Source organism: Cyanobium sp. Aljojuca 7D2, from assembly GCF_024346415.1.
In the GTDB taxonomy this organism is placed as follows: Bacteria; Cyanobacteriota; Cyanobacteriia; order PCC-6307; family Cyanobiaceae; genus Cyanobium_A.
In genome coordinates this window covers 1-12,954 of sequence record NZ_JAGQCX010000006.1, presented here as the reverse complement: position 1 = coordinate 12,954, position 12,954 = coordinate 1, and the positions used below count along the sequence as shown (strand labels likewise).

Below are 12,954 nucleotides of genomic sequence, written 5' to 3'. Positions count from 1 at the left end.
CGCGGTGCTCAGGACGGCTCGACGTGGGCAGAGCGCTCGGCGGCAATCAGAAACAGGGGCTCCGCCGCCGCCAGCTTGGCCTGGCTACCGCGCCGCTGCATCCGGTGCACGGTGGCCTGCACCACCTGCACATCCCGGGCCGCCAGCTGGCCCAGGGTGTCGGTGGCATCCACCAGCCCCTCCAGGCTGGCGGTGCTGATCACCAGTCGCCCCTGGGGCACCAGGGCCTCCCACACCGCCAGCAGCACATCCCCGAGAGGACGCCCCACCTCCAGCAACACCCGGTCGGGGTGGGCGGGGAGTTGGGCCAGGTCGGCCGGGGCGGCGCCGGCATGGATGTGCAGGTTGGTGATGCCGAACCGCCGGCGGTTCTGCTCCAGCAGCTCGATGGCGTCCGGATCCCGTTCGAGGGTGTGCACGGCGCCCTTGGGCATCAAGCGGGCGATTTCCAGGGCCAGGGCCCCGGTGCCACCGCCCACGTCCCACACCAGGGAATCGGGCCGGGGACGCAGATGGGCCAGCAGCATCACCCGCAGCTCCATCGGCGTGGGGCTGAAGCCCGGAGCGTCCTCAAAAGCGCTGTCCGGCAGCCCCGGGGTGACGAAATCCCACTGGTAGGGAGCCTGGTGGGAAGGCTGATCAGGAGCCACCGATGCGTGCGAATCCATCGGCCTCCGATCCGGCCACAACCCTCACGGTATCAGCGATCTGGCCGGGCCAAAGCCGGGCCTGCTGCTGCAGCCAGGCCGCCCGGGCCGAATCGATCCGCTCGCCTGGCACCAGCAGGGGAATGCCAGGGGGGTAGGGGCAGAGGGGTTCGGCGGCGATCCGTCCGGCGGCAGCCGCCAGGGGCACGGCCTCGGCGGCAGAACGCCAGGCCACCCCCAGGGGCAGCTCCGGCTCCGCCACCAGGGGCAGCGGTGGGGCACTGAACGGCGGCAGGGGATCGTCCCCCAGGGCCCGCCGCAACCGCTGGAGCTGACGGGGCAGCCGCCACACCACCCCCGCCGGCGGCCCCAGCCCCAGGCAGAAGGTGAGCGCCCCCGGCTCGGGCAACTCGGCGATCACCCCCCGCTCCAGCAACCAGGCATCGGCCTCGAGGCCGTTGATGCCCAGGGCGGCGGTGTGGAGCACCAGCCGCAGGGGGTCGTCGCTGGCGATCAGGGGCAGCCCCAGCACCTGGCAACGGCGCTGCAGCCGCTCACCAACCCACCTCGCACACTGCCAGCGGCGCAGCCCGGCCGGGCTGGTGAGCTCCTCGAGGGCGGCTTCGGCGGAGGCCAGCAGCAGGGCGCTGGGGCTGGAGGTTTGCAGCCACAACAGGGCCCGGGCCACAGCGTCCTGCCCCACCCGCTGGCCCTGGAGCAGCAGGGCCGCGCTCTGGGCCAGGCCGCCGCCAGCCTTCTGGGCGGAGAGCACCACCAGATCAGACCCTGCAGCCAACGCCTCGCCGCGGCCATGGGCCTGATCCACCAGCACCGGCAGGCCGCGCCGATGGGCCAAGGCCACCAGGGCCGGCAGATCCGCCCGCTGGCCCTGGTAGCTCGGCGACACCAGCACCAGCGCGGCCACTGGATCTGCCGGCGTGAGCAGCCCCGCCCCGGCCGCATCCAGCACCGCGTCCAGATGGGCCGGGCTGGGGGGCAGCCACAGGCCCGTAGCCGGATCAAAGGGCAGGTCGTAGAGCAGGGGGCGCAGCTGGCCCAGCACGCAGCCGTGCAGCAGCGAGCGGTGCAGGTTGCGGGGCAGCAGCACCCGGCTGCCGGGCGGAGCCAGGGCCAGCAGGGCTGCCTGCAGCAGGCCACTGGCGCCATTGACGCCAAACCACACCGCCTCGGCCCCCAGCTGGCGGGCGCAACGCCGCTGGGCCTCCGCCACAGCGCCGCTGTCGATCAGGGGCCCGCCGAGCTCCGGCAGTTCCGGCAGATCCCAGCTGCCGGGGCGCTGGCGCAGCAGCCGTTGCAGGGCCGGCGACAGACCCCTCCCGCGGCCGTGGGCCGGCAGATGCAGCGGCAGGCCCATGGGGGAGCGGATCGCGTTTCTAGAGTCTGCCTATCAACTGGCTGCCCTGCCTGTGACCATCGCCGAAGCCGCCAGCGGGCCGCGCTACGACCCGGGCCGTGATCTGCGCTGGCTGCTGCTGCGCCCCTGGGTGTTGGTGAGCCGGCTGACGGTGGTGCTCTGGCAGCTGGGCAGCCTGGCCCTGGTGCTGGTGGTGCAGGGCAGCAGCAACAACGCCCGGGTGCAGGAGCAGCTGGGCCGGCGCATCCTCACCACCCTCACCGAGCTCGGCCCCTGCTTCATCAAGGTGGGCCAGGCCCTCTCCACCCGCCCCGACCTGGTGCGGCGCGACTGGCTCGAGCAGCTCACCCAGCTGCAGGACAACCTGCCCGCCTTCCCCCACGCCATCGCCCTGGCCACCATCGAGCGAGAGCTGGGGGCACCGGCCGACGAACTGTTCGAGCAGTTCCCCGACTACCCGGTGGCCGCCGCCAGCCTGGGGCAGGTGTACAAGGCCCAGCTGGTCGATGGGCACTGGGTGGCCGTCAAGGTGCAGCGCCCGAATCTGCCCACGATTCTGCGGCGCGATCTGGTGATCATCCGCTTGCTGGGGGTGCTGACAGCTCCCTTCCTGCCCCTCAACCTGGGCTTCGGACTCGGCGACATCATCGATGAATTCGGCGCCACCCTGTTTGAAGAGATCGACTACCGGCTCGAGGCCAACAACGCCGAGCGGTTTGCCGACCTGTTTGCTCGCCAACCCGAGGTGATGGTGCCGCGGGTGGAGCGGCTGCTCTCCAGCGAGCACGTGCTCACCACCCAGTGGATCAACGGCACCAAGCTGCAGGAGCGCCAGGCCCTGGAGGCCCGCAACCTCGATCCAGCCGCCTTGATCCGCACCGGCGTGATCGCCGGGCTGCAACAACTGCTGGAGTTTGGCTATTTCCACGCCGATCCCCACCCCGGCAACCTGTTTGCCCTCTCCGGCAAAACCGGTGCCCTGGGCCACGTGGCCTACGTGGATTTCGGCATGATGGATTCGATCAGCGACAGCGATCGCCTCACCCTCACCGGTGCGGTGGTGCACCTGATCAACCGGGATTTCCGCGCCCTGGCCCAGGACTTCGTCAGCCTCGGCTTCCTCAACCCCAAAGCCGACCTGGAACCGATCATCCCGGCCCTGGAAGAAGTGCTGGGTGGCGCCCTGGGCGACAACGTCGGCTCCTTCAACTTCAAGGCGATCACCGACCGCTTCTCGGAGTTGATGTATGCCTATCCCTTCCGGGTACCAGCCCGCTTTGCCCTGATCATCCGGGCCGTGGTCAGCCAGGAAGGTCTGGCCCTTCGCCTGGATCCAGGCTTCAAGATCATCAATGTGGCCTACCCCTACGTGGCCCGGCGCCTGCTGGCCGGCGACACCAGTGACATGCGCGAGAAGCTGCTGGAGGTGCTGTTCGACCGGGATGGCCGGCTCCGCCTCGAACGGCTTGAGAACCTGCTGGCGGTGGTGGAAAACGACACCAGCAGCCCCAACCTGTTGCCGGTGGCCGGCGCCGGCATGAAGCTGCTGCTCAGCCCAGAAGGCGCCAGCCTGCGGCAACGCCTGCTGCTCACCCTGGTGCGAAACGACCGCCTGCACACCGACGACCTACGCGCCCTGTTCAGCCTGATGGGACGCACCTTCTCGCCCCAAAAACTGATGGGCGGCATGCTGGCCCGCCTAGCCCCCCAAGCGGCCTGAGGCTTACACCACCGAAGGAATGGTGATCCAGCAGATGCTGATCGCCGCTCCCCCGACCAGCACCACAAGCAAGGGCCAGACATCATCCAGGCGGTGCAGATGACGCAGCAGGGATGCTTTGTCGGCAGAATCCTCCATCGCTTCCATGGCGGCGTAACGACGCCCGATCCAAAGCACCAACACAAAAGCGGCGAGGGTCACCCCATAGGCCACCACATACACCTGGTCTAGAAAGGTGAGGAAGGGCAGCTCTGGCAATTCGGCGCGGTAGGTCTGCTGCAGGAACACCAGCGTCAACAACACCGTGACGGGAATGCTGGCCCGAGCGTCCTGCTCATCGGGGCGCACCTTGAACACCAACAACACCATCGCCATCAGCACTGTCAGAGGCAGCAGCAGGCGCCAGAACGATGCCCAAGAGGAGGTGCCGTAGGAGATCTCAAAGAGAATCTGACTGTAATCATTTTCATCGCCGCCCAGGCCGAAATTCGTGGCGTAATGATGCCGGTATTCAGCAATTGACCACCCGGTATTCAACCATCCAATAATATGGGAATAGAGTCCCATTCCACTGTTCTGTATTTCCGGGATCAGCCGTAGGTCGCGATATCCCAACTCGCCGTCCACATCGTTGGCCTCTAGCGCCAACGGCAGGCTGATAGTCATAAAGGGGTAGCGACGAAAATTTGCGCGATCAACGTAGTAGCGCCCCACGTAATTAAACAGCTGATAATAACTACCGTCAGCCAGCCTTATGGGTTCTTTGCTCACGGGATCAAGCGCTGAATCCTTATCCGAAAGCAAAGTATTCAACACGATAAACAAGCGGGAAATATCACCGCCATGGCTTTCCACATAGCGCTGCATGGGCTCCTCCCAACGCAGCCACACGTAACCATTTCCGGAATAGCTAGGCCCCCTCAGATCCAGCTCATAATTGCTGGTGGAATACACCCCCACCTCCACCTTGTAGCGGGCCTGTTCCAGCTCGGAGCGATCCACCCGCGCCTCCCCATCGCTGAGCTGATCGCCTCGCAAAGAACTCCAAACCCCGAGCGTTTGTTTCTCACCCAGGGGCAGGGTGGTGAGGGCACGGGATGAGGACGACAGGCGCAGGGAGTCGCGGTTCTGAACCGGGCTGACATCGATCCGCCCGATCCCGAGAATGGCGAGGATGGCGGCCAGAACAATGGCAACGATCGCCAACAAGTTCCATCCGCGTTGCTTGCGCAGCACCATGCCCCTCAGCCGCTGTCTGCCGAAGTTAGGTCTGCTGGGGAGGATCGGGCTGCGGATCATCCTGGCCGCAGGCTTGCCGGTGCTCGCCACAGCGGGGGTGCCGGCCCGGGCGGCCGTGGAGTTGCTGCTGGGTCAGTCGGCCGCCCTCAGCGGCCCTTCCGGCATGCTCGGGCGCGAGTACCGCGATGGGGCTCTCGCTTACTTCACTGAAGTAAACCGACGCGGCGGCGTGCATGGCCGTCGCCTGCGGCTCATCAGCCTCGACGACCGCTACGAGCCTTCCCTCACCCTGCGCAACACCAGGCAACTGATCGAACGCGACAGGGTGTTTGCCCTGTTCGGCTACGTGGGGACCCCAACCGTCAAGGAGGTGCTACCCCTGGTGGAGAGCAACAAGATCCCGCTGATCGCCCCGCTCACCGGCGCCCAGCTGTTGCGCCAGCCCCACCGGCCGCTGGTGTTCAACCTGCGCACCAGCTACCAGGTGGAGATCGATCGCATGATCAACTACCTAGTGCGCAGCGGCCGGCATCGGATCGCGGTGGTGGCCCAAAACGATGCCTTCGGCCAGGACGGCCAACGGGCCGCGCACCAAGCCCTCAAGCGCCATGGCCTCAAACCGGTGGCCACCGCCAGCGTGGAGCGCAACTCCGGCCAGGCCGTCGAAGCGGCCCGCGCCGTGCAGGCTGCCAATGCCAATGGGGTGATGATCATGGCCGCCTATCCCAGCTCGGCCGCCTTCACCCGCGAGTTGCGCCAGCACGGCAGCACGGCCCAGCTGATGAACGTGTCGTTTGTGGGCACCAGCGCCCTGCAGGCCGCCCTGCCCAGCAACCAGGCCAGAGGCATCGGCATCGCCCAGGTGGTGCCCTTCCCCTGGAATGAGCGGGTGCCGGTGGTGAAGGAGTATCAGCAGCTGATGCGCCGCCAGCAGAGCAGAGCGCTGTTCGGCTTCACCAGCCTGGAGGGTTTTCTGGCCGCCAAAATGACGGTGGAGGGGCTGCGCCGGGCCGGAGCGAGCCCCACCCGCCAGCGCTTCGTGACGGCCCTGGAGTCGATGCGGGACGTCGATCTCGGCGGCTACCGGGTGCAACTCGGACCCCAGGACCACAACGGCAGCACCTTTGTGTAGCTCACCTTCCTGGGCTCCCAGCGCTGGGAGCCCTGAGGGCCTAGGGTCTCGGCCATCTTGCCCAGCTCCTGCCGATGGCCAGCTTGCCCGATCTGTCCCTGGCCATGGATGCCGCGGAGGCCGGGGATGCGGCGGAGGCCGGCGCACTGGCAGGGAGCTGGATGTTCGGTGACCTCGACGGCAGCGACATCCTGCTGGAGTACGCGCCGATCCTGCAGCCTCCCTACGTGGTGGCGGGGATCGGCCTGGCGATGGGGGTGCTCTGCGGGCTCACCTTCGCCAAGCTGGTGCAGAACCGGCTCGAGGGTTGGAAACAGGATCGGCTGGCCCTGCTTCCCCTCGGCAACATCGCCATCACCCTGCCCTACATCGGCGTGGTCATCGGCGTCACCCTGTTCATTGGCGGCAGCCTGCAGGTGTTCGGCTTCTCCTCAGGGGTAGCCCTTCTGGTGTCCTTCGTGCTGTCGGTCGGCACCGCCGGCGCCCTGTGGGTGCAGCTGGAGCGGCTGATGGGCCAGGTGCAGGACGGCACCTTCAGCGCCGTCGACTTCGACAATTTCGACCAGTTTTTCTAGGGCGCTGGCCCTTTAAGCAACCAGATAGCCCTCCAGCATCCGCGACTGGGCGCGCACGCCTTCGAGGGCCTTGCGCTCCAGATTGCGGGTTTTGTCCCGGCTCATGCCCAGGTGCTTGGCGATGGCACTGAGGCTCATCGGTTCGGATCGGCCCGGCACCTGATCGCAAGGGATGCCGTAGCGCATCTTCAGCACCCGACCCTGCAGCTCCGGCAGCTGCTCCAGCAGTGCCCGCAGGTCGCCCTTCAGGCACTCCCCATCCACACGGTCCTCCGGCAGTTCCGCGTCACCCGCCAATAAATCCAGCAGCTCGGTGTCGTCGCCGTCGCCCACCTTCGTTTCCAGGCTCACCGGCTGGCGGGCACGGCACAGCAGGTCCTTCACCTCCTCCTCCGGCAGCTCCACCGCTTCCGCCAGCTCCGTCACCGTGGGGGTGCGGCCCAGCAGCTGGCTCAGTTCCCGCTGACCCTTCTTCAGCTTGTTGAGGGTTTCGGTGATGTGGATCGGCAGCCGGATCGTGCGGCTCTTCTCGGCGATCGCCCGCGTGATCCCCTGGCGGATCCACCAATACGCATAGGTCGAAAACTTGTAGCCCCGCGTCGGGTCGAACTTCTCCACGCCCCGCACCAGCCCGATCGTGCCCTCCTGGATCAGGTCCAGCAGCTCCATGTTCCGCCGCGTGTACTTCTTGGCCACGCTCACCACCAGCCGCAGGTTGGCCGCCACCATCCGCTCCTTGGCCCGGCGACCCGCCTGCAACCGCTTTTTCAACAGCGGTGCACTCAGCCCCGCCGCCTGGGCCAGTTCCGCCTGGCTCGGCTTGGTGCCCAGCCGGCTCTCCAGCTCCTGCTCCAACTCCTCCAGCGCCACCAGCTCCTGCACCTGACGCCCCAGCGTGATCTCCTGCTCGTGACTCAGCAGCGGCACACGGCCGATGTCACGCAGGTAGCTGCGCACCAGGTCACCGCCGCCCTGGGCTGAGGAGCTTTCCGACCCTGAACTGGAGCCAAGAACGGGCAGAGCGGGCATGGGGAGCCGAGTTTACGAAACTCTTTTGTTTCGTAAACCTACCATCCTTTACCGGGCGGCAGCATGGGAGCCATGGCCCACGAACGCCTGCAAAAACTGATGGCCGCCGCCGGCCTCTGCTCGCGCCGGCAGGCCGAATCCCTGCTGCGTCAGGGGCTGGTGCAGGTGAACGGCGCCGTGGCCCAGCTGGGGGACCGGGCCGACCCCGAGCGCGACCGGATCACGGTGCGGGACGAGCCCCTGGCGGCCCGGCCGGAGCCGCTGCTGCTGCTGCTCAACAAGCCAGCGGGGGTGGTTTGCAGCTGCCACGACCCCGAGGGGCGCCCCACGGTGCTCGACCTGCTGCCGGCTGACCTGCGCCAGGGCTGCGGGCTGCACCCGGTGGGGCGTCTCGACGCCGAAAGCCGCGGCGCCCTGCTGCTCAGCAACCAGGGCGACCTCACCCTGCGCCTCACCCACCCCCGCTACGGCCACCGCAAGACCTACCGGGTGTGGGTGCAGGGCCGGCCCGACGCCCCAACCCTGCAACGCTGGGCCGCCGGCGTGCCCCTCGACAGCCAGGCCAGCCAACCGGTGGGACTGCAGGTGCTCAGGCGCACACCCCAAACCACCGAACTGGAGCTGCGCATGGGGGAGGGGCGCAACCGCCAGATCCGGCGCACCGCCGCGCTGCTCGGCCATCCGGTGCGGGATCTGCAACGGCGATCGATCGGGCCGCTGCAGCTCGGCGATCTGCCCGAGGGTCGCTGGCGGCGCCTCGATCGCCAAGAATGGGCGGCACTGACAACCCAGCCCTGACCCGCACCCCCCAGCTGCCACCCAAGCGCCCGCTGGGCCGCCTCGGCCGCTGGTGGCGGCGGGATCCCCTGCCGGCCAGCAACGCTGCGGCAGAACCACCGGCCGATCCTCTGCTGGCGGTTGGGCAGACGCTGCGGCAGCGGCGGGAGGAGCGCGGCCTGACCCTGCGGCAATTGGCCCTGGACACCCGCATCAGCACGGCGGTGCTGGAGGCCCTCGAGCGGGGCTGGCGCGACCGGCTGCCGGAGGCCACCTACCTGCGCACCATGGTGCCGCTGATCGAGCGGCACCTCGACCTGCCCGCCGGCAGCCTGGAGACGGTGCTGCCCGACAGCGAACGGCTGCCCCAAGACCAGCGGCGGCAACCGCTGCTGCGGCGCTTCACGCCGGGCTCCATCGACGTGTTCACCACCTGGCAGGGCACGCTCCTCTACGGCGTGCTCACCATGGGGTTGATTTACGGCGTGAACCTGCAGCAGCAGCACCTGGCGGCCCGAGGGCTGCTGGCACTGCGGCCGATTCCGCCACTGCCCCGCCAGCAACAGGCCAAACCGGCCAAGCCCGAGCAGACCCTGCTTAACGTCTACCCCGATCTGCGACCGCTGGAGCTGGCGGCCCGCGGACAGGGAATCGGACAACTGCGCCGCAACCGAGCCACACCGGCCTCCGCCACCGGGCTGCTTGAGCTGCAGTTGAACAAGCCAAGCCAACTCAGCCTCACCAGCGACAGTGGGGTGCGCACCAGCCTGCGCAATGCCAGCGGATCGATCACCATGCCGCTGAGCGGCGGTTTCAGCCTGGCAATCACGCCGCCCCCCGGCTCCGGCGAGCGGATCAACTGGAACGGCGAACCATTGCCAGCCCAGCAGGGCAATCCCGGAAAATTCATTCAAACGAACTCGATAAGAGCTAAAAATAGAAATTAAAAAAAGAGACGGACACCTAAAAAGATACATGACATAACTGAATACCGCGAAGCCCTTAAGCGAAACGCAGGCAACAACAGCCGCGCCGACAACAGATAACACTTGCAATGTGCACAACCATCCCAAAGTCAATGCCTCGCCTAAGCTTAAACTCGGAAAAGACCTAACAATTTTTGAAGAACCAGCAAACAAGCCGAGCAAATTGGGACAAGTCGGACATAATGAAAAGAGATCCACAAAAAGCAAGCACTCCCCAAAAGTGCAGAGAGCGCAACAAAGCCGCTGAACACAAATTATTTTGACAATTCTTCCAAGCCACCTAGAAACCCAGAGACTTCTGATCAGACCTTTTCACGAAGAAGACCTAGCCAGCTTCATAAAAATCAGACAGGACAAAGACTTTAGGAGATTCATGCAGCCGGAAACAAGCAATCATGAGCCTACATGCGAGGAACTAAAACAACGCCTTAGCAGATTTGAAAGAGAAGTAAAAACCTCCGGACTAGGCCCAAGAGCCTTGACCTACAAGCAAACAGGAAAAGTAGCTGGCTTTTGCGGCATAATTCATACGAATGGCGCACCCGACAAGGAAATTATTTACTTTATTTTACCCGAACTGCGCAGAATTAATCTGTGTTTAGAGGCAGCTAGTTGCGTAATCAAAAACATGCAGGCTGATTCAATAGGAGCTTTCGTAGAAACCCATAATACCGCCTCTCTGACAGTTCTGAAAAAACTAGGTTTCAAGTACGAAGGAGATATCTTTCACCCATTTCAAAAGAAGCACGTGGGGTGGCATTCGCTAACACCAGACAAATCGCCAAAATCAAATTAATGCAAATGGTGGATTTCTGCGGTTCATGGCATGCGACACAACATGACTACAGGCTCCGCGCCACAGCGTCTAGAGATTCCTGGAAATTCCAAGCAATCTGTATCTGTTGGTAATAGGATTATTCCGTGCTCTAGACAGAGCTGATTCAAAGTCAGTAACAGGCGGCCTCGCCGGTGTTCTCAGCATCGCTTGAGGTCGGCGGAATTGCTCCCTCCTTGTGCTGGAAAGCGCCTCCGCTGCAACCGATCTTGAGCTGATCAGCTATCTGAGGTCGATCCCGGATTCACGGATGCGGCGCGACGTTCGGTTTCAAGCCTGGTATCTGCTGGTGGTGGCCGTGCTCGGAATCCCGAGTGGACGCCAGAGCTTGCGGAATCTAGAGCGTCACTCCTTCGGAGAAGGAGTGGCTTCTGCCATCCGCCACCACAGCATCCTGACCGAGGCACTCGGCCTGGAGCTGCGTCGGCCGCCATCGGATTCCTCGTGCCGCTACTTCTTCCAACAGGTGGGTGTGGCAGCCCTATGCGCGGCTGTGCGTAACTGGACGATCGCCTAAATCGCAGGTGGCGCAACGGATCACGATCAGCTGGTGTGTGTAGCCCCTGGCTTTCGCGAAGCAGTTGGCGAGAACCTTAGTGGCTGGATCGCCCCCATCGCTGGTGGCGGCTCGGCTTTCATTGCCTAGGTGGTGCTTAACTCAGCCGCGGCGGGCGTGGCAATCAGCCAGGCCTGCAACGCCACCACCAGCAACAACGAGCAGGCAGTGCGGCGGCAGCTGCTCGGCGAGCTGGATCTCGAGGGTGTATTCATCCAGCCGGACGCGCTGCATACCCAGCGCACGTTTTTCGGCAGATCTAGGAGCAGGGGGGCGACTTCCTCTTGATGGTGTAGCCGCAGGCATCATAAGGAGTAGGCCAACCAGAAGACCTTGCATCGTCAGATCCGATCTCAGTTCCAGGGCAAGTGCAAGATCTTTTTCGTATTAGAGGATCACGAGGTTGGCCACGGCCGCGACATCACCTGAACGCTGCGCGGCAACGAAAAGGCAAGCTTTTTATCCAGAGCCTCTGTAAGGAAAGAGCTTTTGCGATGGCCTTCAAGAACTCCCGGGAACTCAACAACTGGCTAACGCGTTACCTCTCGTTATAACCGGCTCAGGAAGGACTCAGGCCTCGGCGGCCGCTCCACTCAGCAGCGGCTCAGCGAGCTGCTCTGCTGATCAGCGTGGTGAGACACAACATCTAGCCGCCAAAGGGTTTAAGGGGTATGATGGTGGAAAACCTAAAATGTCGATTTTCTTCAAATCCACCGAAATAAACATCTTTATCCTTAGTCACCGCACTACGGATAGGGATCTTTACTGGAAGAATATCAAGAACGTGGTCGATTGGACTGAGAAATATGGATATACCGGAGTGCTTCTCTTTGAAGGCAATGACACTTTCATCAGCCCGTGGGTTGCGGCTCAGGAGGCGCTAGCTCGGACAAAAAGAGTTTCACCCCTCATAGCAGTTAACCCAATTTACATGCACCCCTTTAGTGCTGCAAAGCTGGTTTCCTCATATGCGCAAATCTATAAGAGACGAATCTACCTAAACATGATTACGGGAACAGCTCTTAACTATTTGCACTCCATGGACGACAAGATGTCGCATGACGATCGGTATAGAAGGATTGAAGAATATATCGAGATCATGAAACGACTGCTGTCATCCACGGCTCCAGTCAGTTACTCAGGGGACTATTATAACGTGAGCGAATTACAACTGCTTCCTGGGATTAATACTGAGTTTATGCCATCTTTTCTCCTCTCAGGTCAATCTGACGCAGCTTGTGATGTTGCAAAGAAAACCAACTCTGTTGGCACACAGATGTTAACCCCTGAGATGGCGAGAGGGCTAAAAAGCGCGAAAGCAATTAATTTTGGCATATTATGTCGACCTACAGACTCAGAAGCCTGGGAAGACGCTTACCAGATGTTTCCCGAGGATCCTGACAGTCAGATCATCTTAGAATATTCGATGGAAAATACAGATTCGGTGTGGAAAAAGCGTATGCAATTGGCTTCCAAGTATGCCGAACACAAGTCAATTGGCTACTGGATGAGCCCTTTTACTAATTTCCAATCTGACGGTCCTTATCTTGTTGGTTCATATGATCGCGTTGCGACCATCATATCGGACCTAATAAAAGCAGGTATACATACATTTATACTGGATATCACGCCAAATGAAGCCGAATACGCTCACATCGCTTCGGCTTTCTCAGCAGCCAAAGAAAAGCTAGGACAGTCAGTCTAACGAAGACATTAATAGTACTTTCCCAGCCTCCAGATAAAATAATCCTTGATGGGCATTCATTGGGAGTCGCGTCTATTAGATTTAGCACACCATTTCGAGGGGGGATAGATTCGTTAGATTACTACGCTACAGCTGGCACTCTAGGGCGCGACCAAAAAACTCCAATGATTAGTTGTTAAACATCATGCGCACTAGAGCCAGCTCAATTAATTCTCACGTGTGTATATTGAATTGTAAATTACAATACCCTCAAGGGCACCTCGAAAAATTCGCGTCCGCAGTCGGCAGTAGCTCACATAAAAATGCCGCCAAAGGCGGCTTAATCACAATATTAGCCTTCAGATCGTCAACCAGGTTCCCGTTCAGATCTTATGAAGT

At 62.6% G+C, this 12,954-nt stretch carries 13 protein-coding genes; 8 read left to right on the top strand and 5 right to left on the bottom strand.

Annotated features, from left to right (window positions below; translation table 11 throughout):
- Positions 1-8 precede the first annotated feature (8 nt).
- A complete protein-coding gene (gene cbiT / locus KBY57_RS07555; RefSeq protein ID WP_254995269.1) occupies positions 9-668 on the bottom strand; it encodes a precorrin-6Y C5,15-methyltransferase subunit CbiT in 660 nt (219 codons plus the stop codon).
- A complete protein-coding gene (locus tag KBY57_RS07550) occupies positions 640-2,022 on the bottom strand; it encodes a lysine decarboxylase (protein ID WP_254995267.1) in 1,383 nt (460 codons plus the stop codon). The genes cbiT and KBY57_RS07550 overlap by 29 nt, the downstream gene beginning before the upstream one ends.
- On the opposite strand from KBY57_RS07550, the gene KBY57_RS07545 reads away from it, so the two are divergent.
- Positions 2,021-3,742 (top strand): ABC1 kinase family protein, encoded by a 1,722-nt coding sequence (locus KBY57_RS07545; protein WP_409996424.1) that lies wholly within the window; start codon positions 2,021-2,023, stop codon positions 3,740-3,742. The genes KBY57_RS07550 and KBY57_RS07545 overlap by 2 nt on opposite strands.
- A gap of 3 nt (positions 3,743-3,745) precedes the next feature.
- On the opposite strand, the gene KBY57_RS07540 is transcribed toward KBY57_RS07545, so the two are convergent.
- Positions 3,746-4,981 carry a hypothetical protein gene (locus tag KBY57_RS07540; RefSeq protein ID WP_254995264.1) on the bottom strand — a complete coding sequence of 412 codons (1,236 nt, stop codon included), beginning with the start codon at positions 4,979-4,981 and terminating at the stop codon, positions 3,746-3,748.
- Here KBY57_RS07540 and KBY57_RS07535 point away from each other — a divergent pair.
- A complete protein-coding gene (locus KBY57_RS07535; protein WP_254995262.1) occupies positions 4,980-6,113 on the top strand; it encodes an ABC transporter substrate-binding protein in 1,134 nt (377 codons plus the stop codon). The genes KBY57_RS07540 and KBY57_RS07535 overlap by 2 nt on opposite strands.
- A gap of 74 nt (positions 6,114-6,187) precedes the next feature.
- Positions 6,188-6,688, top strand: a complete 501-nt coding sequence (locus tag KBY57_RS07530; RefSeq protein ID WP_409996423.1) for a hypothetical protein — start codon at positions 6,188-6,190, stop codon at positions 6,686-6,688.
- 12 nt (positions 6,689-6,700) lie between these two features.
- Here KBY57_RS07530 and KBY57_RS07525 read toward each other — a convergent pair whose 3' ends face one another.
- Entirely contained in the window at positions 6,701-7,717 is a 1,017-nt protein-coding gene (locus tag KBY57_RS07525; RefSeq protein ID WP_254995261.1) for an RpoD/SigA family RNA polymerase sigma factor, read from the bottom strand.
- A gap of 72 nt (positions 7,718-7,789) precedes the next feature.
- Here KBY57_RS07525 and KBY57_RS07520 point away from each other — a divergent pair, with 72 nt between their 5' ends.
- The 4 genes from KBY57_RS07520 (at position 7,790) to KBY57_RS07505 (ending at position 10,832) form a co-directional block, all read left to right on the top strand.
- Positions 7,790-8,515 carry a pseudouridine synthase gene (locus tag KBY57_RS07520; protein WP_254995259.1) on the top strand — a complete coding sequence of 242 codons (726 nt, stop codon included), beginning with the start codon at positions 7,790-7,792 and terminating at the stop codon, positions 8,513-8,515.
- Positions 8,488-9,441 carry a helix-turn-helix domain-containing protein gene (locus tag KBY57_RS07515; RefSeq protein WP_254995258.1) on the top strand — a complete coding sequence of 318 codons (954 nt, stop codon included), beginning with the start codon at positions 8,488-8,490 and terminating at the stop codon, positions 9,439-9,441. The genes KBY57_RS07520 and KBY57_RS07515 overlap by 28 nt, the downstream gene beginning before the upstream one ends.
- Before the next feature lie 298 nt (positions 9,442-9,739).
- Positions 9,740-10,276: a GNAT family N-acetyltransferase gene (locus tag KBY57_RS07510; RefSeq protein ID WP_254995256.1), complete on the top strand. Its 537-nt coding sequence runs from the start codon at positions 9,740-9,742 to the stop codon at positions 10,274-10,276.
- Between the two features lie 217 nt (positions 10,277-10,493).
- Positions 10,494-10,832 (top strand): transposase family protein, encoded by a 339-nt coding sequence (locus tag KBY57_RS07505; protein WP_254995254.1) that lies wholly within the window; start codon positions 10,494-10,496, stop codon positions 10,830-10,832.
- 141 nt (positions 10,833-10,973) lie between these two features.
- Here KBY57_RS07505 and KBY57_RS07500 read toward each other — a convergent pair whose 3' ends face one another.
- A complete protein-coding gene (locus tag KBY57_RS07500) occupies positions 10,974-11,105 on the bottom strand; it encodes a hypothetical protein (RefSeq protein WP_254995253.1) in 132 nt (43 codons plus the stop codon).
- Positions 11,106-11,562: 457 nt separating this feature from the next.
- On the opposite strand from KBY57_RS07500, the gene KBY57_RS07495 reads away from it, so the two are divergent.
- Positions 11,563-12,576: an LLM class flavin-dependent oxidoreductase gene (locus KBY57_RS07495; RefSeq protein WP_254995252.1), complete on the top strand. Its 1,014-nt coding sequence runs from the start codon at positions 11,563-11,565 to the stop codon at positions 12,574-12,576.
- Positions 12,577-12,954 lie beyond the last annotated feature (378 nt).

Coding starts and splice junctions, on each gene's coding strand:
- KBY57_RS07520 (WP_254995259.1), top strand. CDS start 7,790: ATGGCCCACGAACGCCTGCAAAAACTGATGGCCGCCGCCGGCCTCTGC.
- KBY57_RS07500 (WP_254995253.1), bottom strand. CDS start 11,105: ATGCAGCGCGTCCGGCTGGATGAATACACCCTCGAGATCCAGCTCGCC.
- cbiT (WP_254995269.1), bottom strand. CDS start 668: ATGGATTCGCACGCATCGGTGGCTCCTGATCAGCCTTCCCACCAGGCT.
- KBY57_RS07540 (WP_254995264.1), bottom strand. CDS start 4,981: ATGGTGCTGCGCAAGCAACGCGGATGGAACTTGTTGGCGATCGTTGCC.
- KBY57_RS07545 (WP_409996424.1), top strand. CDS start 2,021: ATGGGGGAGCGGATCGCGTTTCTAGAGTCTGCCTATCAACTGGCTGCC.
- KBY57_RS07515 (WP_254995258.1), top strand. CDS start 8,488: ATGGGCGGCACTGACAACCCAGCCCTGACCCGCACCCCCCAGCTGCCA.
- KBY57_RS07550 (WP_254995267.1), bottom strand. CDS start 2,022: ATGGGCCTGCCGCTGCATCTGCCGGCCCACGGCCGCGGGAGGGGTCTG.
- KBY57_RS07495 (WP_254995252.1), top strand. CDS start 11,563: ATGTCGATTTTCTTCAAATCCACCGAAATAAACATCTTTATCCTTAGT.
- KBY57_RS07525 (WP_254995261.1), bottom strand. CDS start 7,717: ATGCCCGCTCTGCCCGTTCTTGGCTCCAGTTCAGGGTCGGAAAGCTCC.
- KBY57_RS07535 (WP_254995262.1), top strand. CDS start 4,980: ATGCCCCTCAGCCGCTGTCTGCCGAAGTTAGGTCTGCTGGGGAGGATC.
- KBY57_RS07530 (WP_409996423.1), top strand. CDS start 6,188: ATGGCCAGCTTGCCCGATCTGTCCCTGGCCATGGATGCCGCGGAGGCC.